Annotated in this window: 19 protein-coding genes; 5 read left to right on the top strand and 14 right to left on the bottom strand. The window is 44.2% G+C overall.

All coding sequences use genetic code 11. The features are described from left to right. Positions 1–86: 86 nt before the first annotated feature. Entirely contained in the window at positions 87–1,349 is a 1,263-nt protein-coding gene (locus QUB10_RS04035; protein ID WP_333199765.1) for a lipid-A-disaccharide synthase, read from the bottom strand. 36 nt (positions 1,350–1,385) lie between these two features. On the opposite strand from QUB10_RS04035, the gene QUB10_RS04030 reads away from it, so the two are divergent. Next, complete coding sequence (locus QUB10_RS04030; RefSeq protein ID WP_333199763.1) at positions 1,386–1,862, top strand: ankyrin repeat domain-containing protein; 477 nt, start codon at positions 1,386–1,388, stop codon at positions 1,860–1,862. 71 nt (positions 1,863–1,933) lie between these two features. Here QUB10_RS04030 and QUB10_RS04025 read toward each other — a convergent pair whose 3' ends face one another. The 3 genes from QUB10_RS04025 to QUB10_RS04015 all read right to left on the bottom strand — a co-directional run bounded on the left by QUB10_RS04025 (position 1,934) and on the right by QUB10_RS04015 (position 5,847). Further along, on the bottom strand, positions 1,934–3,511 hold the full coding sequence (locus tag QUB10_RS04025; RefSeq protein WP_333199761.1) for a hypothetical protein: 1,578 nt from the start codon (positions 3,509–3,511) through the stop codon (positions 1,934–1,936). A gap of 206 nt (positions 3,512–3,717) precedes the next feature. Then, positions 3,718–4,710, bottom strand: a complete 993-nt coding sequence (locus QUB10_RS04020) for a calcium-binding protein (protein ID WP_333199881.1) — start codon at positions 4,708–4,710, stop codon at positions 3,718–3,720. Positions 4,711–4,860: 150 nt separating this feature from the next. Continuing rightward, positions 4,861–5,847: a calcium-binding protein gene (locus tag QUB10_RS04015; RefSeq protein WP_333199759.1), complete on the bottom strand. Its 987-nt coding sequence runs from the start codon at positions 5,845–5,847 to the stop codon at positions 4,861–4,863. Between the two features lie 530 nt (positions 5,848–6,377). Between QUB10_RS04015 and QUB10_RS04010 the strand changes: the two genes are divergently transcribed. The 3 genes from QUB10_RS04010 (at position 6,378) to QUB10_RS04000 (ending at position 11,854) form a co-directional block, all read left to right on the top strand. Beyond that, the gene (locus tag QUB10_RS04010; protein ID WP_333199757.1) at positions 6,378–10,373 is read left to right on the top strand and encodes a magnesium chelatase subunit H; all 3,996 of its coding nucleotides are present in this window, start codon (positions 6,378–6,380) and stop codon (positions 10,371–10,373) included. A 164-nt stretch (positions 10,374–10,537) separates the two neighbouring features. After that, positions 10,538–11,113 (top strand): Uma2 family endonuclease, encoded by a 576-nt coding sequence (locus QUB10_RS04005; protein WP_333199755.1) that lies wholly within the window; start codon positions 10,538–10,540, stop codon positions 11,111–11,113. A 93-nt stretch (positions 11,114–11,206) separates the two neighbouring features. Next, entirely contained in the window at positions 11,207–11,854 is a 648-nt protein-coding gene (locus QUB10_RS04000) for a Uma2 family endonuclease (protein ID WP_333199753.1), read from the top strand. Between the two features lie 393 nt (positions 11,855–12,247). On the opposite strand, the gene QUB10_RS03995 is transcribed toward QUB10_RS04000, so the two are convergent. From QUB10_RS03995 to QUB10_RS03955, 10 genes are all read right to left on the bottom strand, one after another. Further along, a complete protein-coding gene (locus QUB10_RS03995; RefSeq protein WP_333199751.1) occupies positions 12,248–12,622 on the bottom strand; it encodes a hypothetical protein in 375 nt (124 codons plus the stop codon). A 9-nt stretch (positions 12,623–12,631) separates the two neighbouring features. Beyond that, positions 12,632–12,976: a hypothetical protein gene (locus tag QUB10_RS03990; protein ID WP_333199749.1), complete on the bottom strand. Its 345-nt coding sequence runs from the start codon at positions 12,974–12,976 to the stop codon at positions 12,632–12,634. Positions 12,977–13,339: 363 nt separating this feature from the next. Continuing rightward, positions 13,340–13,594 carry a ParE family toxin-like protein gene (locus QUB10_RS03985; RefSeq protein ID WP_333199747.1) on the bottom strand — a complete coding sequence of 85 codons (255 nt, stop codon included), beginning with the start codon at positions 13,592–13,594 and terminating at the stop codon, positions 13,340–13,342. Continuing rightward, positions 13,594–13,794 (bottom strand): hypothetical protein, encoded by a 201-nt coding sequence (locus QUB10_RS03980; RefSeq protein ID WP_333199745.1) that lies wholly within the window; start codon positions 13,792–13,794, stop codon positions 13,594–13,596. The genes QUB10_RS03985 and QUB10_RS03980 overlap by 1 nt, the downstream gene beginning before the upstream one ends. A 135-nt stretch (positions 13,795–13,929) precedes the next feature. Further along, entirely contained in the window at positions 13,930–14,226 is a 297-nt protein-coding gene (locus QUB10_RS03975; RefSeq protein ID WP_242719033.1) for a type II toxin-antitoxin system RelE family toxin, read from the bottom strand. After that, the gene (locus QUB10_RS03970) at positions 14,201–14,431 is read right to left on the bottom strand and encodes a hypothetical protein (protein ID WP_333199743.1); all 231 of its coding nucleotides are present in this window, start codon (positions 14,429–14,431) and stop codon (positions 14,201–14,203) included. The genes QUB10_RS03975 and QUB10_RS03970 overlap by 26 nt, the downstream gene beginning before the upstream one ends. A gap of 204 nt (positions 14,432–14,635) precedes the next feature. Next, positions 14,636–14,860 (bottom strand): type II toxin-antitoxin system PemK/MazF family toxin, encoded by a 225-nt coding sequence (locus QUB10_RS34185; RefSeq protein ID WP_445300762.1) that lies wholly within the window; start codon positions 14,858–14,860, stop codon positions 14,636–14,638. A gap of 25 nt (positions 14,861–14,885) precedes the next feature. Continuing rightward, complete coding sequence (locus QUB10_RS03965; RefSeq protein WP_333199741.1) at positions 14,886–16,091, bottom strand: ISAzo13 family transposase; 1,206 nt, start codon at positions 16,089–16,091, stop codon at positions 14,886–14,888. 143 nt (positions 16,092–16,234) lie between these two features. Further along, the gene (locus QUB10_RS03960) at positions 16,235–17,314 is read right to left on the bottom strand and encodes a protein kinase domain-containing protein (RefSeq protein ID WP_333199739.1); all 1,080 of its coding nucleotides are present in this window, start codon (positions 17,312–17,314) and stop codon (positions 16,235–16,237) included. Positions 17,315–17,388: 74 nt separating this feature from the next. After that, positions 17,389–17,568 carry a hypothetical protein gene (locus tag QUB10_RS03955; RefSeq protein ID WP_333199736.1) on the bottom strand — a complete coding sequence of 60 codons (180 nt, stop codon included), beginning with the start codon at positions 17,566–17,568 and terminating at the stop codon, positions 17,389–17,391. Between the two features lie 40 nt (positions 17,569–17,608). On the opposite strand from QUB10_RS03955, the gene ispG reads away from it, so the two are divergent. Next, entirely contained in the window at positions 17,609–18,832 is a 1,224-nt protein-coding gene (ispG, locus tag QUB10_RS03950; RefSeq protein WP_333199734.1) for a (E)-4-hydroxy-3-methylbut-2-enyl-diphosphate synthase, read from the top strand. Positions 18,833–18,996 lie beyond the last annotated feature (164 nt).

Genomic DNA, 18,996 nt, shown 5'->3' with positions numbered 1-18,996 from the left:
TTACCGTTGGGTGGGGGCGGGTTTATTTAGATTATGAATTACAGTCAGAGATTGTTGGTGATCCCCCCCCTACGAGGTTTTATGGATTATTGCACCTCAATTTCTTCACAAACCAATTCAGCAATTTTTTTCGCCGCCCCCGATTCTCCTCGAACCGCACGCAAACGATCGCCCATTTGTGCTAATTTTTCAGGATGGCTCAAATAGTCGATCGCCAATTGAGCAATTACTTCTGGTTCCAGCTTCCCAATCAACTCCGGCACAATCTCCTCCTGTGCCCAAATATTCGGCCAAGCATAAAGCTTTCCCTTTCCCAATTGCCAGATAAGCCAATTAATCACCGTAGCAAAAACTGAACCGACTAACGGCAAATTTGCCAGCAAACCCGGCAAACCATCCCAAGCTTTCATCGCATCCAATTGCTGCGTCGGAATCAAAACAATCATCGGTACGGCTAACGAACCCAATTCGGCAGTATTCGCTCCCACAGTAGTTAAACACAGGCTGCATTCTGATAGCAAATCGTAGGCGGGTGTCTGCGTCCAAAGTTCTACTTGCAAGTTATTTGCTGTCTGCAAAAACGGCGTTTCTGTTAAATGAAGTTCGGCGCTAGCGTTCTCAAATAAATGCAGGCAAGGATTTTGTTCCGGGTCGGCAAAACGTGCTAGAGTTTGCACATCTATGGTAGGAGCAACGGGAATTACAAAGCGAGTATCAGGGCGGAGGCGGTGGATGGATTGGGCGATCGACAAACATAACGGTACACCTAAAGCTAATTTGGCGGCTTTAGAACCGGGCAACAATCCAATTAATTCTATTTTCCGTAGGGGCGGTGCCCCCGTGCCCGCCCTGTCCGATTTCCCGTTCCCTACTTCGGCGATCAAATCTCCGACTACTGTAAATTTCTTAGCATATTTTTGGGGAATTTTAGCAAAAACTTCTGGTTTCATCGCCGCAAATTTATCAATCCAGCGATACCACCGCGCGTCCCATTCAGCATAAATAACAGTGCGATATTTTAGCCTTTTGCCAATCACAACTGTAAAAAATTGATCGCCGCCTAAAAACAAAACAACTCCTGTTTCATACCAATCCCAATTTCCAGCAGTTTTGCCCGATAATAAGAATGGAAAAAAATGCTCCGGTGCTTGCACTCTGTCAACTTCTGGGTAGGAAGATGCGATTTGTGCTTCTTTCCCGGTGGCGTGCGGACAGGGGGACAGCACCACAGAGATGCGGGCTTGAGTGCCCGCGTTTGCCAATTGCTCGCGCAAAGCTTGCACGGCGGGACGCACCCAAGTTGCCAATTCTCCGGGGCCGTTGGAGAGGATTAAAATATCTACTGCCATAGGATTTAAGATTTGAAAGGATGCAAGGGAGATTTTATGACAGATTTAATTAATGCCGTCAAGACGGGTGATGTTGGGGCTGTAGAAAGTGCGATCGAACAGCGTGCAGATATCAATGCCAAAGATGAGGAAGGTGCGACGGCTTTGACGGCTGCGGCTGAGGCTGGCAATTCGGCGATCGTCAAAAATTTGCTGGCGGCTGGTGCGGATGTCAACAGTCACGATAATGACGGGTGGACGCCGTTAATGAGTGCCGCTGCTGCCGGACATACGGAGATTGTACAGCTTTTGCTGGAGGCGGGGGCGGATGTGAATGCTAAAACTAATTTTGGTTTGACGGCTTTGATGAGTGCCGCAGGTAGCGGGCGCACTCAAGTTGTGGAATTTTTAATCGATAAAGGAGCGGATATCAAAGCGTATGATAATAATACTTGGACTGCGTTAATTTGGGCGTCTTCGGAGGGCCACAAAGATGCGGTTGAGGTTTTGAAGCTAGCGCGCGATCGGGCTTAATTGTCGGGCTAAATTTTTGAGAAACCCGGTTGCTTGGTTCGATCGGGTTTCTCATTAAGATTAATAGCTTTCTAGCCTAGCAAGAAAGGATTGATATTCCCAAACTCAGCGTTAGGAAATGTCAGTTGTCTCAAATTTAAGTCCGCACCTCCCTCAAGAATTGCAATTCTATCTCCTCGTAGTGAGATGACTAAATCTGCACCCACTGGAGATATTTGATAGTAATCCAGTTTTCCTGCTAGCTGAAGAGTATCTCCCTGATTGGGGTTGAAGCCACGAATGCGAGCCTCCCCCGGGCCCTCATACAATTGTTGAGTTATGTCCCTGTAGCTACCAGTGCTCGGTCGCGAAATAATGTTATTATGAGCCAAAATAAAAGTATCAGCACCTTCGCTGCCAATCAAGGTATCAAATTCGTTGCTGCCGTAGCTCAAATAACGGCCCTCAAAGTCAACTCCAATAACTGTCGATTTTCCCTTGCCAAAAGCAGTCACAACATCATTCCCAGAAGTCCCCACAAAAGTTGCAGAGCGATTTGTTTCAAATTGCCCAACTTTTGTATACTGATCGAGACCTGAAGCAAAACTTCCTGCTTGAACAGCCGCATCAACATCGGGATTGTTTGCTAAATATCCAGCTTCCCAAAAGTTATCCAATACAGCAACTCGATCGAAAATCAAGAAATTAGGTTCCCGATTTTCTAGAAACGGCATATTCGCAACACCCTCGACTTCAGCAATCACTGGGACAACCCTAGAGCTTGGTAGTCCCTCAATCTGAAAATTTCCAGAAGCGTTAAACTGATAGTTGTACCAGCCTCGCGTTCCCGCTACGCGGATCTTATCGGCTTGCGGGTCAAAGTTTTTAATCGTAGCTGCGCCACTGGCGACGATATACGACCTGTAGAATAGATTCCCCTTCACACCGAGAACGAAAGTATCACTACCTTGACCGCCAATGAGCGTATCGCGATCGTTAGGAAAGGGTCTGTTTTCATAAACTCTATTTCCCGCTGCATCTAAAGATACTTCAACGCCAGTGATTTCAACTTTTCCTACACCAAATCCCGTTACAATGTCAGTGTCTTTAGTCCCGACAAATGTAGCCGATCGCGCTGGCTCAAATTGTCCAAATTTTCGGTAGTGTTCCCCACCTGTTTTGAAAACTCCCGCCTTGACTGCTGCTGCTACATCGGGGTTTTTCAGCAAGTATTCGGGTTCAAAAAAGGTGTTCGCATAAAGACCTTCTTTGGCTCCGAATTTGATAAAGTGTTCCAAACCCGATTTAAAAGTGCCGTTCTGTACAAACGGCACAAGTACGGGGTATCGTTTTAAATAAAATGCTTCGTCGTAGTCAGGTGATACTTGGGTGCGGCCTTCATCGTAACCAAACTGGATAAAGTGGTCTAAACCAGAGGCAAAAGGCGCGTTTGGATTGTTGGCGCTACGAACCAGGGGAGCAATATCTGGATTTTTAGATAGATAGGTTTCTTCGTCAAAGTACCGCGATACTTTGGTCATGCCGCCGGCTTGACCGAAGTTTTCAAAGTGTTCTCTGCCGGATTTTATAATTCCTGCATCAATAGCCGGTTTCACCCAAGGATATTGCGCCAGGTAGTATGGTTCGTCAAAAATTTCATAATTAGTCATAAATTTTGCTCCAAGCTTAGTCTGCTTACTTGTCTGTTAAACTTAAACTACTATTACTAATTCTACTAACTCAGTATGTCAAGTTAATTATTGTTAAGCCTGTTTTATTATTTTTAGGGCAAACACAAAAGTGCGATCGCCCTTTTTGCGAATGTGCGATCGCCACAAACAAAATCAACACCGACTAATTAATCGCTTCGATATTTCTAGCCGAATAAAGTTCTCAATTCACCAAATACTGGCAATCGATTCAAGCTCAGATTTCCACCGCCTTCAATTACAGCGATCGTGTCAGAACTGACTTGGATTGCTAAATCTCGATTATTGTTGATCGGAAATATACTGTATTGATAGCCAAATGTTAACTGAATGCGATCTTGACCTTTGGTAAAGTTCTGAATTGTAGCCCAACCTGGCCCCTGGTATAACCCTTGATCGACGCTCAATAATTGCCCTCTATTTGTCGTAGTTAGGAATGTACGACCCAACACGAATGTATCGCTACCGCTACCGCCAATGAGAGTATCGAATTCATCGATGCCCTGACTTTTATACTCTCTGCCGCCGTTAATACCTACACCTACTTCAACTCCAATTAATTCAACATTTCCCACCCCGAAACCAGTAAGGATATCATTGCCGGAAGTTCCGAAAAAAGTCGCAGTGCGATCGGGTTCAAATTGCCCGAATTTTCGGTAGTGTTCTCCGCCCGTTTGAAAATCTCCCGCCTTAACTGCTGCTGCTACAGGCGGGTTGTCTAGCAAGTATTGTTCTTCAAAAAAGGTGTTCGCATAAAGACCTTCTTTCGATCCGAATTTGACAAAGTGCTCAAATCCTGATTTAAAAGTTCCGTTCTCTACAAACGGAGCCAGTACGGGATATCTTTTTAAGTAAAATGCTTCGTCGTAGTCAGGCGATACGCGAGTGCGACCCTCTTCGTAACCATATTGGATAAAGTGGTCTAGTCCTGTAGCAAAAGGCGCGTTTGGGTTGACTGTGCGGACAAAGGGTTTAAGCTCTGGATTTCCCTCAAGGTAAGTTTCTTCGTCAAAATACCGGGATATTTTGGTGAGACCGGCGGCTTGACCAAATTTTTCAAAGTGTTCTCTTCCAGATGTGATGATTCCTGCATCAATGGCTGGTTTCAGCCACGGATATTGCGAAAGGTAGTATTGTTCGTCAAAGATATCGTAATTCATGGTTGCTTCTTTAAGAATGTAAAGTGCGATCTTTTTTATAGAACCATCGCCCACCACCAATAAAAAATCATTAATCATCAGCATTAGCTAATGACTAATGACTAATGACTAATGACTAATGACCAATGACTAATGACCAATGACCAATGACTAACCAATCAAGAAAGTACCATTACCGTTAGATTCTTGGAAAGTTAAACCCAAGGTTGCTCCTCCTTCAATCACGCCGAGCACATCTCCAAAACGCTGGATTGACAAATTATTGCCAATGGGAGTCAGGCTGTAGCCGTTTAAAGAAGTTCCTTGCAGTTGGATAAAATCGCTTTGTATGTCGAAGTTGCGAATCGTAGCTTGACCGTTACCCAAATACAGCGGTGTCGGGGTGACATTCCCGGCTGTAGCAGGAACTCCCAGTACGAATCTATCAGCTCCCGGACTGCCAATCAGGACATCGAATTCATTGGTGCCAAAGCTTTCATACTGCCGGTTGCCCCTGGGATCGATACCTACTTCCACTCCAATCAGTTCGGTATTCCCCACACCAACACCAGTGAGAATATCGGTGCTGCGGCTACCAACAAAAGTTGCGTCGCGGCTTGGCTCATTTTTCCCGAAATTGAAGTAGTGATCCCGACCAGTTCTCAGGGCTCCAGAGTTTATAAACGGCACAATGTCGGGGTTTTCTCTTAAGTATTCCGGTTCAAAAAATGAAGTTCCAAAACGACCTTCTTTTGAGCCGAATTGAATGAAATGCTGGTATCCCGATTTGAAAGGTGCATTGGGGCCGACAAACGATCGCAACTCTGAGTTATTTGCTAAATAAAAATCTTCGCTGTACTCTGGCGATACTGCGCTGCGGCGCTGTCCTTCTTCGTAACCGAACTGAATCAAGTGATCGAGCCCACTCGCAAACGGCGCGTTTGGATTGATAGTGCGGACGAACGGTCTGAGGTCTGTGTTGACAGTCAGGTAAGTATTTTCGTCAAAATAACGCGATACTTTGGTTAGACCGCTGGCTTGACCGAATTTTTGAAAGTGTTCTAGTCCTGATTTGATGACTCCGGCATCAATGGCTGGTTTGATCCAAGGATATGAGGCAAGGTAAAATTGTTCGTCGAAAACTGCGTAGTTAGCCATGTTTTCCCCCTAAAGTTTTGATGAGTTTGAGAGTTGATAGCAATTAGCTTTCCATGAACTCGATCGCCGATCAGGAATTTACACAAAACAGACGTTATGAAAGGGTTTTAAATTACTGGGAACATATCTATTTTGCGAACTCAGCAATTATATAATGCTCGATTCTGCCGAATTTATGCTTTTTTTTCCTCAGTTAATTGAGCGATCGCAAGTTCGATCTATTCTACAAAACTTGGAACTTTTTTCAGGATTTCTTTCTCAATCGTTGGTTAATTTTTAATTATTTTTATCCTACTAATTAATCCTATACACATTAAAGCTATAATGTCAAGTAAATTTTTGTAAATAAAAAATGGAGTATTTGCTCAAGGAATTTATAAAAAAATGTAACGAAAATTTGACCTAAATTTGTCGAATTGTGTCATGTGCAGGCTCAAATCGCCTAATGGCAAGCGTTTTCTGGTAAAAATGCTTATGGGATAAAAAAATTCCCGATTCCCGAAAACAGCATCTTAAAGGAGCCTAACCGGATGTTCACTCACGTCAAGCCCACCATTCGCCACGTCGTGCCGGAAAACTTGCAGGGGCGATCGCTCATGAAGGTGGTCTATGTCGTACTGGAACCGCAGTATCAAAGCGCCCTGTCGGCAGCGGTTCGATCGATAAACCAGAAAAATCCGAATCTGGCAATAGAAATCAGCGGCTACCTGATCGAGGAACTCCGCAGCCCGGAAAATTACGAGGCCTTCAAGCGGGATGTGGCGGATGCCAATGTATTTATTGCTTCTCTAATTTTCATCGAAGATTTGGCAGAAAAAGTGGTAGCGGCAGTTGAACCGCTGCGCGACAGCTTGGATGTCGCCGTCGTCTTCCCGTCGATGCCAGGGGTGATGCGACTCAATAAAATGGGCAGTTTCTCGATGGCACAGTTGGGACAAAGCAAAAGTGCGATCGGCGAATTCATGAAAAAACGGAAGGAAAAATCCGGGAGTTCCTTCCAAGACGGAATGCTGAAACTGCTGCAAACTTTGCCGAAAGTGCTGAAATATTTGCCCATCGACAAAGCCCAAGATGCCCGCAACTTCATGCTGAGTTTCCAGTATTGGCTGGGAGGTTCCCAAGAAAACTTGGAAAACTTCTTGCTGATGCTGTCACATAAATATGTCTTCAAAGGCCAGTCACAGCCGACTTTCCAAGAACCTGTTGTCTACCCAGACATGGGAATTTGGCATCCTTTGGCATCGTCGATGTTTGAAGATGTAAAAGCATATCTGACCTGGTTTAATGCCCGTACAGATATTTCTGCGGATCTCAAAGATCCCCTCGCACCCTGCATTGGTTTAGTGTTGCAACGCACTCACTTAGTCACGGGAGATGACGCGCACTATGTAGCAATGGTGCAGGAATTGGAGGCAATGGGCGCGCGGGTTGTGCCGATTTTTGCCGGCGGTTTGGACTTCTCGAAACCTGTGGAGACTTTTTTCTTGGAAGTCGGGGCAAAAGGTGTTACACCTCTGCCGATTGTTGATGCGGTGGTTTCTCTGACTGGTTTTGCTTTGGTGGGCGGCCCGGCGAAACAAGATCACCCGAAGGCGATCGAATCTTTGAAAAAGTTAAATTGCCCTTACATGGTGGCTTTGCCGCTGGTTTTCCAAACGACGGAAGAATGGGAAGATAGCGATTTAGGCTTGCACCCGATTCAAGTTGCGTTGCAAGTTGCGATTCCTGAGTTGGATGGTGCGATCGAACCGATTATTGTGTCGGGACGTGATGGCGCAACTGGAAAGGCGATCGCCCTGCAAGATCGAATTGAAGCCATTTCCCAGCGCGCCATGAAATGGGCAATGCTGCGCCGCAAACCAAAATTAGATAAGAAAGTTGCGATCACAGTTTTCAGTTTTCCTCCTGATAAAGGCAACGTCGGAACAGCAGCTTACTTGGACGTTTTCGGCTCGATTTACGAAGTATTGAAAGCCTTAAAAGGTAATGGTTACGACTTGCCAGAATTGCCGGATTCCGCCGAAAAACTGATGCAAGAAGTCATCCATGACGCAACAGCCCAATACCAAAGTCCCGAATTAAATATTGCTTACCGGATGTCCGTAGCTGAATACGAAGAATTCACTCCTTACTCGGAACGGTTGCAAGAAAATTGGGGGCCGCCTCCGGGACATTTGAACAGCGACGGACAAAATTTGCTGATTTTTGGCAAACATTTTGGCAATGTGTTTATCGGAGTGCAACCTACTTTTGGATACGAAGGCGATCCGATGCGGTTGTTATTCTCTCGTTCTGCTAGCCCGCACCACGGTTTTGCTGCTTACTATACATATTTGGAGCGCATTTGGGGTGCGGATGCGGTGCTGCACTTTGGCACTCATGGTTCGCTAGAATTCATGCCCGGTAAGCAGATGGGAATGTCTGTCGATTGTTATCCTGACAGTTTGATCGGCAAGATTCCTAACCTCTATTATTACGCCGCCAATAATCCTAGTGAGGCAACAATTGCTAAGCGCCGCAGTTATGCTGAAACAATCAGTTATCTGACTCCTCCGGCTGAAAATGCTGGGTTGTACAAAGGTTTGCAGGAACTCAGCGAGTTAATTGCTTCTTATCAAACTTTGAAAGAGACTGGGCGGGGTGTGCCGATTGTGGATGCGATCGTCGAAAAATGCCGTTTGGTGAATTTGGATAAGGATATCGCCTTACCTCCCGAACAAGAACGAGGGGTTGCTGCGGATATGACTGCCGAGGAACGGGATAATTTAGTTGGCTTGGTTTACCGCAAGTTGATGGAGATTGAGTCGCGGTTGTTACCTTGCGGTTTGCACGTGATCGGTAAGCCACCGACTGCTGAAGAGGCGATCGCAACTTTGGTTAACATTGCCAATTTAGACCGGGAAGAAGACGGATTAATCAGTTTGTCGCGGATTATTGCTCAAAGTCTCGATCGCAATATTGACGAGATCTACACCAACAACGACAAAGGCATTTTAGCAGATGTTGAATTGTTACAAAACATCACCTTAGCCTGTCGGGATGCTGTTGGCGCTTTGGTGAAGGAACAAACCGATGCTGAGGGTCGAGTTTCCCTGGTTTCCAAGTTAAATTTCTTCAACATGGGCAAGAAAACACCTTGGATTGAAGCCTTGCACGCAGCGGGTTACAAAAAGGTCGATCCAGAACTGATTAAACCGCTGTTTGAGTATCTAGAATTCTGCTTGGAACAAGTTTGCGCCGATAACGAATTGGGCGCATTATTGCGCGCCCTAGAGGGCGAATACATTATCCCAGGCCCAGGCGGCGATCCGATTCGCAACCCGGATGTTTTGCCGACTGGGAAGAATATGCACGCTTTGGACCCGCAGTCAATCCCTACCACGGGGGCGATCAAGTCTGCTAAGGTTGTAGTCGATCGGCTGTTAGAAAGACAGCGCGTTGATAACGGCGGAAATTACCCAGAAACGATCGCCGTTGTGCTGTGGGGAACCGACAACATCAAGACTTACGGCGAATCCCTCGCGCAAGTAATGTGGATGGTGGGAGTGAAGCCAGTTCCCGACGCTTTGGGCCGGGTAAACAAACTCGAATTGCTTTCTTTAGAAGAGTTGGGACGCCCTCGGATCGACGTAGTAATTAACTGTTCTGGCGTATTCCGCGACTTGTTCATCAACCAAATGAACTTGTTAGATAAAGCCGTGAAAATGGCAGCGGAAGCCGACGAACCGTTAGAGATGAACTTCGTCCGCAAACACGCCCTAAAGCAAGCGGAAGAAATGGGAATCAACCTGCGCCAAGCAGCAACCCGCGTCTTTTCCAATGCTTCTGGTTCCTATTCATCTAACGTCAACTTGGCGGTAGAAAACAGCACTTGGGAAAGCGAAGCCGAGTTGCAGGAAATGTACTTAACTCGCAAATCCTTCGCCTTTTCTTCCGACAATCCCGGAACAATGGAACAAGATCGGCAGATTTTTGAATCATCCTTAAAAACTGCGGAAGTCACCTTCCAAAACTTGGATTCTGCTGAGATTTCCCTAACCGACGTGTCGCACTATTTCGACTCCGATCCGACTAAATTGATCGGCAGTTTGCGCGCAGATGGGAAGAAACCGGCATCCTTTGTTGCTGATACAACCACAGCCAACGCGCAGGTGCGGACGCTATCAGAAACCGTGCGTTTAGATTCGCGGACTAAGCTGCTGAATCCGAAGTGGTACGAGGGGATGTTGTCGCACGGTTATGAAGGCGTGCGGGAGATTTCTAAGCGTCTGGTGAATACGACTGGATGGAGTGCGACGGCGGGCGCTGTGGATAATTGGGTGTATGAGGATGTCAACACTACGTTTATCCAAGATGAGGAGATGCAGAAGCGTTTGCTTAACTTAAATCCTCATTCTTTCCGCAAGATTGTCAGCACTTTGCTTGAGGTGAATGGCCGGGGTTATTGGGAGACTTCGGAGAACAATTTGGATCGCTTGCGTGAGTTGTATCAGGAGGTGGAAGACCGGATTGAGGGAGTAGAATAAACCTCCTAATTTCGGACGCTCGCCTTTAATCTGTAGGGACACAGCATTGCTGTGTCCTTATATTTTTGGGAGGGTTTTGATGAGTAGGAAGCGATCGCCCTCACAACTCACTCAATATGCTACAATCCTTAATAAAGGTCGTTTAGCCACGATAAAATACCGCTATGACTACCCTCACCCTCAACCTCAATCCAATTATTAAGCTAACAGACGATCAGTTTTTTCAACTCTGTCAGGAGAATGAAAATATTAGATTGGAACGCACAGCGAAAGGAGAATTAATTATCATGTCACCAGCAGGAGGAGAGACGGGAAACAGCAATGCAGGATTAACAGCACAGATTTGGATTTGGAATGAGTCACATAAATTGGGTAAAGTGTTTGATTCCTCAACCGGATTCAAACTTCCCAATGGGGCCGATCGCTCTCCTGACGCTTCTTGGGTAAAATTAGAACGCTGGAATGCACTAACTTCTGAACAACAAAAGAAATTTCCCCCCCTTTGTCCTGATTTTGTCGTTGAGTTAATGTCTCCCAGCGATAGTTTGAAAGAAACTCAGGATAAGATGAAAGAATATCGAGATAACGGTGCTGTTTTAGGTTGGTTAATTAATCGCAAATCGCGGCAAGTAGAAATTTACCGTCTGAATCAAGAAGTTGAAGTGCTAGAATCTCCAGCAAATGTATCAGGTGAAGATGTTCTCCCCGGATTTATTTTGAATCTTGAATCAATCTGGTAATGTACGCGCGTGCGAAGCTATCCTGCAGGGAATCGCACCTGTCCAATGTTCAATAGAGTAAAATAGAGTTAAAGTTCTCGTGGAGTATTTGCAATGGTTCAAACCCTGGCGTACAGTAAAGAAGAGCTTGCAGGTTCTCACCTGGTTTTACATGATATCAGTTGGGAAACCTACGAACACTTGTTAGAAATATTTGCGGAACGTTCAACGCCGCGCATGACTTACTACCAAGGGACTTTAGAACTAATGGTACCTTTACCAGAACATGAGAGGTATAGCTGGACTCTCGGACGATTAATTGTAGCGCTTTCTGAGGAAATTGGGATTGAAATTCTCGGATTAAAATCATCTACTTGGCGTTCGGAACCGAAAAAAGCGGGCAACGAAGCTGATGAATGTTTTTATATCCAAAATGAAGCTTTAATGCGGGGAAAGTTAACTATCGATCTCAAAAATGACCCGCCGCCCGACTTAGCTGTGGAAATTGATTTGACTAGCTCATCTATCCATAAAATGGCGGTTTATGCGGAACTTAAAGTGCCGGAGGTTTGGGTTTGGAAGAAGGGGAAACTAATAATTAATATTTTAAATGATACGAGTTATGTCGAATCGGAAACCAGTTTGGCATTTGGCTCGTTTCCTGTCAAAGAACTCGCACAGTTTATGCACCTAGACTCAGAAAAGGGAGAGAATGCGAGACTTAGAGAGTTTCGGGAATGGGTGCGATCGCACTTAAATTAATTCTGGGTTTGTTACCCGCTTTATGAAATACGATCGAATTTATTCGATCGAATAAAGACGGCGGTTGAAACCGCAACTACACGAACAAAGTCCGCCTGCGCGGACTAAGAAGACTGAGTTTTTACATACTGTTTCACCACTGAATTCAAACTAAACAAAGTTATCTTTTCCTGTTCTATTGCATCGAATAAAAAGCGATTTCCAAGCGATCCCCAGGAGTGGATTGAGACTGCTCAGGAATTAGGGCGAATTGTCCCTCAACCGAAAGGTAGATTGATGTTTGCGTAGTTGAAGTAAGGATAAAATATTGCTATGACTACCCTCACCCTCAACTTCAACCCTATTATTAAGCTGACAAGGGAGTTGAGCTAGTGAACTCGGCAATCAGAGAGTTTAGAGAGAGAATAAAAAATCAGTTAGAGGATAGGCGGAAAAAAATTTATACAAGAGATATATTACCACGAAAGAGAAAAATACTGGTAATGCCTTTTTAAGAATTGTCTCTAGTGATATCTTGGATATTTCTTGATCTGACTGGTTAGTAGTATTAATATGTTGCTTTTCTGCAACTTCTAAAATTTCTGAACTGCTGTTTTCTTGGTCAGAGTTTTCTTCTTGATTCACTGAATTATCTAAAAGATTTGGCTCTTTGTTAAAATCAAGAAAATTAACCTTGGGATTTTTGATAACATAAATAGAAGATCCTATTGAAGCTAAAAAGAATAGCAATATGTTAACAATATCAGCTTGGGTGAATGTCAATATCATAAAAATACACTATTTTTTTTCTATTGTTAGTTCTCTCAAAGTTTTTCCTATTTTATAACCTAATCTTTCACCTCTAAAATAAGCATCTTTCATTATATCAGGATCGTAAGATTCAAAATGAGTATCATAATATTCTACTTTAGGATATTTATCATTACTTTTTTTGTCAACTCCCCTATATAATTTTTCACTTTGGCGGGGCCCTAAAGTTTCTTGGAACCTAGTTTCACTTCTTATTGATTCAGTTGTTTTTCTTACTATGCTAGGAGCAGCTTGGGCTTGACCAAGCGGAAGCAACCACAATAAAGCAATCCATACAATAGCTACTCCAACATAAGATAGTTTTTTGCTCATATCCCCCAGAAACCTAGAGAAAACCCAGTCATTGATCCAAAAAGAAAAAAAGCTAGCCAAGTGGCTGCCAGGGTTACAAAAGTCAAAATAAATGTTTTACCCATATAATTAATTGTTTAATTTTCATTATTAAGGTAACACTGAAGTTAACTAATTGTCAATAAGTAATTTTACGGAATTATGAAGTCGTGGATAGAGACTACCTGCTAGTGAACTATGGTATCCCATCGGTCAGACTAAAGACCCCTTAATATTTCTGGATGAAGGTGAAATCGAAAGCGATCGCCCTTATCTTCCCGAAGTGCGATCGCCCTTATCTTCCAAAAGTACGATCGCCCTTATTTTCCCAAAGCGCGATCGCCCTTATTTTCCTATCAGCCGATCGTACTCTGCGTGAGTACCAATCCAAAACCACAAAATACCTGTTTTAATTTCAATACCCAACGCCCGATAAGCTTGTCCGGCCCTTACAGACCAATAATTACCAACCTTCTTAAAATGCAAAGAAGGATGAGACGGATCTGCCTTCAGCAACTCATAACACTGATCTGCTGTAGCTTGTACATTTGATGGCAAAGCATTGTAACAATCCCAAAATTTTCGAGTAGTGTAGTGCATTAAATCTCTCGATAGTTACCACTCTCAAAATCTGCGATCGCCTCTGCTGCTAAAGCATCTAGTTTACCCTCAGCAATATCTTTCTCTAACTGAACATCCCATCGTTGGTAATCCAAATTTATAAACCACTCTAACAACTCTCCAATCTTGTTGGGCGGAAGTTGGAGAATCGCATTTTCTATCTGTTCAAGAGTCAACATAGGCTATCTTAACTTACACTAAATTTCGTTGATTTTTTTGCTTGCTATCTATTATATCTCAATTTAAAATTATGGGAAAAGCGATCGCCCTTTTATTCTCAAAGTTCGATCGCCCGTTTCTTCCCCAAGTGCCCCCTAATACACTTCACGACGATGAGCAATAACAGTCACAACCACACGCTTTTGCTCATCATCAATGTCATAAACAACCCGATAATCTCCAACGCGATAGCGATAGTATCCAGCTAATTCGCCTTTGAGTTGCTTAATATTTGGATGACTGCGAGGGTCAGTTTTCAACATCTCAAAACATCTATCTAGCTTGCGTTGTAAAGAAGCTGATGCTTCTTCAAAAAACTCCTGAGCATCAAAGCTAAGAACGACTGAATAAAACTTTAGACTTTCATCAGTATTTTCGTTTGAGTTGCTCAACGGTCGTCACCTTACCTGCTGCTACATCTTTTTTGGCTTTATTAAATACTTCAAGAAAACCGGGAATTTTTAATAATTCCACCGTAGCTTCATTGCTTTCACGTTCTGATAAATAAGCTAAGAAATCAGCCACAACTATCAGCCGTTCAGGAGATAAGCGATCTATGGATTGCTTAAGATTCTGGCGAAGTTCTTGAGTTTTCATAGTTCATAGCTATTGAAAATTATTAGAGCTGGCTGTTTGATTATACCAGATAGTCTGAAATTTCGCTCGTGCGATCGCCCATCTCTTCCTCAAGTGCAATTAAACTTGACCAGGCAAATCCAACGCAATTAATAGAGCTTGATTCAGCAGAAGTATTGCTTGATCACTAAGCATTCCTCGTAAACTCAATAAACGAGATTTAGATCATACCCGTACTTGATCTGCCATAGCGATAGAATCATTGGTTAATCCACCGTCGGGAGCTTTAATTAATACCTGAGTGGGATAAACTCGTTTACCAGTTTGATAAGTAGTGCAGGGAATAGCCAAAACTACAGGGCTATATGTATTGATTGTAGCTCGACTAACGATGATAACAGGACGGGTTCCTCCTTGTTCAGAACCCTCAACAGGTTCAAGTCTAGGAATGAAAATTTAATAACTTTAGCGTCTGCTAAATAGTCGGAACTGCACGATAATTCCATTTTGGTAGATATTCATCAAAAATAATTTTCATTGTTTCTTTAAATCCCTTAGCTACTTTTCGACCAGTTTCATAAATTTTATCGCTCACATTTACTACCACAGAAAGCCCGGTTTTAGTATGAGTTTTTGCCATGAGTTTTTTCACTAACTCAAGACTGGTAAAAATTACTCCTTGACAGGCTCTGGTTACGTGAGGAAACAAACGATGTTCAATCGGATTATACTTCGATGTATAGGGAGGATAGTGTGCGATTCTAATCTCTATTCCTAGCTCATCAACTAATTTTTGTAAATCCGATTTAAAGATATGATGATTAGAATTATTACTGCCACCGCCATCGCATTTTATCAAAATTGAATCGGCTTGAGGGTAGATAAATTTTCCGTAATTAACCCACCATAATTTAATCGATTCACAAGCAAATTCGCTCGTGTCTTTACTGATTCCCAGGTTTAAATATCCTCGGTTATGTTGCAGATCATAAATTCCATGAGGTACTACTTTTCCGTCAGCCAAACTCCAAAAATCATGGTCAAATGTCGTAATAGCTTCCGTAGTATATAGACTTCCTGCTCGATATAAATTTCCAATAAATTCCTTCTTTTTCGTGTCCATACTAACAATTGGATTTCCCTTTAACTCATACTCTGCCGTAATTCTTGCCAGATTTTTAAATTGTTCATTACGATTCTTTGTTACTCCGGTTGTTTGTTTTTTTTGAGCTTGACGTTTCACATATCCATGTTTTTTTAACAGTTTCTTAACAACTGTTGTACTGACTATTGTTTCCTGAGCCTTCAGACCTTCAACTATTTGTTGCTGGGTAAGATTTGTCCATTTAATTTTTTCCGACATTGGATCTCCGGCTGTGTAGTTTTTTAAGACTTCTAAAAAACGCTCATTTAAATCAGGTATCTCAGACTCCCTAGTTTTTCTTCCTCCTCCACGTCGGCGAATTCTCTGTTGATTAAAAGTAGTGTCTGATTCATTTTTTAATTCCTTAATTCCCTTGGCTATTGTATTCCTGTCTACTCCCAAAACTCGGGCTATGTAAATAATTCCACCACGACCAAGTTTTACGGCTTCTATCGCTGCATATTTTCTTTGATCTTTTTCAGATAAAGACTGATGATGTTTTCGCATTAAATCAGTAATTTCGTCTGAGTAACACATAAATTAAGTTAGTAAGAAATGATTTAAATCAAAAAATTATGGGCGACATAAGAAGAACCAAGTAGGTATAATATTTGGCATCTCTACCGAAACATAAACCTATTCATATTCACTCATTTATTTATTATACATCGCTGATGTTATTAAATCTTCATTCCTAAGTCTTCACAGGGGACTCGATCGCTATCTTCAAATCTCAGCCTCTCATTCTCTTTTCTCCCTGCTGCTTCCAGGATCTTATTCCCCGTTTCCTGATCCGCCTCTTTCCACTTTCCGCTAGCCAACAGCCGATCGAGTTGACGATAATCGACTCCTATTGCTGAAATCAAATTTACAGGTTGTGGCGGTGGCTGCGGGCTAGGAATCGTTGGCGAAACACCCCCTATTTGCCACCAATTACCAAGGGTAGGTTGGGGAAGCATAGCCAACCATTTTTGAACCGACTGAGGGCGCTTTGTCTCATTCATTTCCATCCCTTTCATAATTGCCCGATGCACCGCATCGCTAATATTACGATTAATCTGAAACGGCGGCTTTAAAGGATGATTTAAAGCCCTCATAAATGCAGCAGTTGGTGGTGTTCTCGTTAGCAGATAGTATAGCGTTGCCGCCAGAGCATAAACATCTGTGTACTCAGCAAATCTGCCAATTTCCCCGTACTGTTCGGGAGGCGCAAAACCATGTGTTAATCCAAAAGTCATTTGCTGAGTGCGATCTGGAATAAAACCCCGCGCCAAACCAAAGTCAATCAAAACTGCATCTTGATTGTCACGCACCATAATGTTTTGTGGCTTGATATCCCGATGTAGTAAACCTTTTTCGTGAACTACTATTACGGCTTCTCCCACTTTGCGGATGTAGTTTAAAGCTTCTTTTTCTGACATAAAACCGCGCCCTCCCACCCATTTCCACAAATCTTCTCCTGCCACATATTCCATCGAAATGCAAGGCAAATTATCGTGAATGAAGTAGTTTTCTATTTCTACAATATTGGGATGCCTGCACACAGATAGCTTTACCGCCTCCTCCAGGAATTTGTCCCGAAACCAGGCAAAATTTGGATCTCTCAATAATTCATCTTTCAGCGTTTTGATGACAACCCGCTGCCTGTTTTGCGCCTTCTGTGCTAGGTACGTGGCCCCAAAGCCGCCCTCGCCCTTGTCTATCTTGCGCTCAATAATATACCGATCGCCATTTAACCGCTGCCCCGGTGTCCAAACCATTCTCCTCACCGCCAACCAATATTAATTTTTATCTCGGTCTAGCCTGTATTTTAACTGTATTTTTTAGGTTGGGTTTAGTTCCACGGGCCCAACTTCAGTTCGCCTTCCCGGTGATGGTTGGCTTTTAGTTCGATCGCCCTTTTCCGACATAATTCGATCGACAAATTCGCAGCAATCTCATTAAGAATCATAAATCGTAAAACCTGTTTGTCCAAACAGACCCTTTCTATGGCAACCTGAAAAACAGCAGACACATTTTTATAGACCTTAGTAACAAAACTCTAGCAACCAGTTATGCAAACTCTGCCGAACCCCACTAAAACCCCCACCACCGAACCAACCTTCGACACCACCATCAAACGCCGCAAAACCCGGCCAGTCAAAGTCGGTAGCGTCACCATCGGCGGCGGCTACCCCGTCGTCGTACAGTCGATGATTAACGAAGACACCCTCGACATCGACGGTTCAGTCGCCGGAATTCGGCGCTTGCACGAGATTGGCTGCGAAATCGTCCGCGTCACCGTGCCCAGCATGGCCCACGCCAAAGCTTTAGCCGAAATCAAGCAAAAACTGCACGCCACATACCAACCCGTGCCCCTTGTCGCCGATGTCCACCACAACGGCATGAAAATTGCCCTGGAAGTGGCCAAACACGTAGACAAAGTGAGAATCAATCCCGGACTTTACGTGTTCGAGAAGCCGAAAGCCGACAGAACCGAATACACCGACGCCGAATTCGCGGAAATTGGCGAAAAAATCCGCGAAACCCTGGAACCTCTGGTGATTTCCCTGCGCGACCAAGGCAAAGCTTTGCGAATCGGTGTTAATCACGGTTCCCTCGCCGAAAGGATGCTGTTTACCTACGGCGATACGCCCGAAGGCATGGTAGAATCAGCCCTGGAATTCATCAAAATTTGCGAATCCCTAGACTTCCGAAATATCGTACTTTCCCTGAAAGCGTCCCGTGCACCCGTGATGGTTGCTGCTTACCGCTTGATGGTGCACCGGATGGACGAACTCGGCATGGATTACCCCCTACATCTCGGCGTCACGGAAGCAGGAGACGGCGAATACGGCCGCATCAAATCCACCGCAGGCCTGGCACCCTTGTTAGCTGACGGTATCGGCGACACCATCCGCGTCTCGCTGACAGAGGCCCCAGAAAAGGAGATTCCCGTTTGCTACAGCATTCTGCAAGCCTTGGGACTGCGGAAAACGATGGTTGAGTATGTGGCTTGTCCTTCCTGCGGTCGCACTTTGTTTAATTTAGAGGAAGTGTTACACAAAGTGAGAGAGGCGACCAAGCATCTCACCGGTTTGGATATAGCAGTAATGGGCTGTATTGTCAATGGGCCGGGAGAAATGGCTGATGCTGACTACGGCTATGTCGGGAAGCAACCGGGTTATATCTCGCTGTACCGGGGCCGGGAAGAAATTAAGAAGGTGCCGGAAGACCGAGGCGTGGCAGAATTGATAGACTTGATTAAATCGGACGATCGCTGGGTCGAACCAGAGTAGGCTTTGCTGGATTTAGTTTTGAAGTTTGGGGGCGGGCTCTTCGGCCCACCCCACAAGAGTTTGTTGTGGCACAGGCATCTTGCCTGTGGCGGGCTCTTCGGCCCACCCCACAAGAGTTTGTTGTGGCACAGGCATCTTGCCTGTGGCGGGCTCTTCGGCCCACC

It is taken from the genome of Microcoleus sp. B5-D4 (assembly GCF_036705145.1).
Classification (GTDB): Bacteria; Cyanobacteriota; Cyanobacteriia; order Cyanobacteriales; family Microcoleaceae; genus Microcoleus.
The sequence above is the reverse complement of the archived record's forward strand: the minus strand, read 5'-3'. Positions and strand labels throughout refer to the sequence as shown.